Source organism: Paraburkholderia sp. EG304 (assembly GCF_046543485.1).
In the GTDB taxonomy this organism is placed as follows: Bacteria; Pseudomonadota; Gammaproteobacteria; order Burkholderiales; family Burkholderiaceae; genus Paraburkholderia; species Paraburkholderia youngii.
This window is the reverse complement of sequence record NZ_JBKGUA010000218.1, coordinates 1-1326: the sequence shown is the minus strand read 5'-3', so window position 1 is coordinate 1326 and position 1326 is coordinate 1. Positions and strand designations below refer to the sequence as shown.

Sequence of the window (1326 nt, the reverse complement as noted above, 5' to 3'; positions counted from 1 at the left end):
GGCCGCAGGCCCGTGCGCAACGCCCTGGTGGGCAGGAAATGCAGCCGCAAAGCTTCACTCACGATGAATCTGCCTCTGTTTGCGCCCGACACGATGAATACAACGGCTTGTTCAGCGTTGCCTTAAAACGTATTTGCGCGGGGGAATTGGGCTGCCAGTACTGGCAGCCCGCCACGGGATCGACTACTCGATGCTTCGCCGCTGGGTTGATGCCTATCGTTTGCACGGCTACGCAGCTCTTTGCCCTAAGCGCAGCCAATACGGCGTTCACTTCAGGCTGAAGGTGCTCAGGCGCATGTCGCGTGACGGGCTTTCCCTGCGCGAAGTCACTGCTCTGTACGATATCCGCGATCCCGCCAGGGTCTCGTAATGGGCCCGCCTGTATGATGAGGGCGGTATAGATGCTCTGATGCCCCGCCGACGAGGGCGTCCAAAAAAATGCCCGAGACCCGGCCTGACCTGCCTGTTGAAGAGAAACCTACCGATGCGCGATCACGCGAAGAACTACTCAAGGAGCTCGTGTATCTGCGCGCGGAGGTGGCGTACCGAAAAAATGTATGGTCCGCCCCGGCTTTGCGAGCAGGCACTTTCAAACGAAGCAGTTTGCGTAAATGTATCCGGCCTCTCGCGAGTCAGCCGCTTTTGACGGCAAGGCCATGATGGGATATGCACGCCCGGTTCCCAATAAGCTCGTCGGCCTCAAAGGCCGGTTTTTTTGAGCCGGGTTTACCGAGCGCCGTTGCGCTGTTTCGTCATCAGGTGCGGGCAAGCAAACTTGGAAGGGGGCGCAAAGTCTCCTATTGCTGTTGCGGTTGTCGCAGATACAGAGAGCCGTGTCGTGTGAGGACAGCCCACGCAATGCGCGCGAGTTTTTTGGCCAGCGCCACGATAAGCTTGTTGCGGTGTATTCCTTTCGCTTCCATCTGATTCAGCCAGACACCGAGATGATCTTTGGTTCGATCCAGATGCAGAACACAGGTGCGAGCACCATGCACCAGCAGCTTGCGCAAATATGAGTTTCCACGTTTGGTGATACCAAGTAGGCGCTGTTTGCCGCCTGTGGAGAATTCCCTGGGCACGAGCCCCAGCCATGCCGCGAGATGGCGACCGGACTTGAATTGCGTTCCGGTGCCCGCAAACGCGGTGATAGCCGTCGCTGTCAACTGGTGTCACTGACCGGCATATTCGAGCCATTCCGAGATCGGCGTAATCGAGCCACCGGATGATCGCCGCAATCGAGCCAGTGCATGATCGGCGCAATCGGGCCACTCGATGATCGGCGTATTGGAGCCACCGCAGGATCGGCGTAATCGAGCCACGTAGCAG

General features: G+C 58.3%; 1 protein-coding gene and 1 pseudogene. One reads left to right on the top strand and one right to left on the bottom strand.

The window, feature by feature from the left end; all coding sequences use genetic code 11:
* Positions 1-133: 133 nt before the first annotated feature.
* Positions 134-370, top strand: coding sequence for a helix-turn-helix domain-containing protein (locus ACLFKU_RS43455; RefSeq protein WP_410853358.1), 237 nt, complete (start codon positions 134-136; stop codon positions 368-370).
* 427 nt (positions 371-797) lie between these two features.
* Here ACLFKU_RS43455 and ACLFKU_RS43450 read toward each other — a convergent pair.
* Positions 798-1166, bottom strand: a pseudogene (locus tag ACLFKU_RS43450) (transposase); the annotation flags it as partial.
* Positions 1167-1326: the final 160 nt, after the last annotated feature.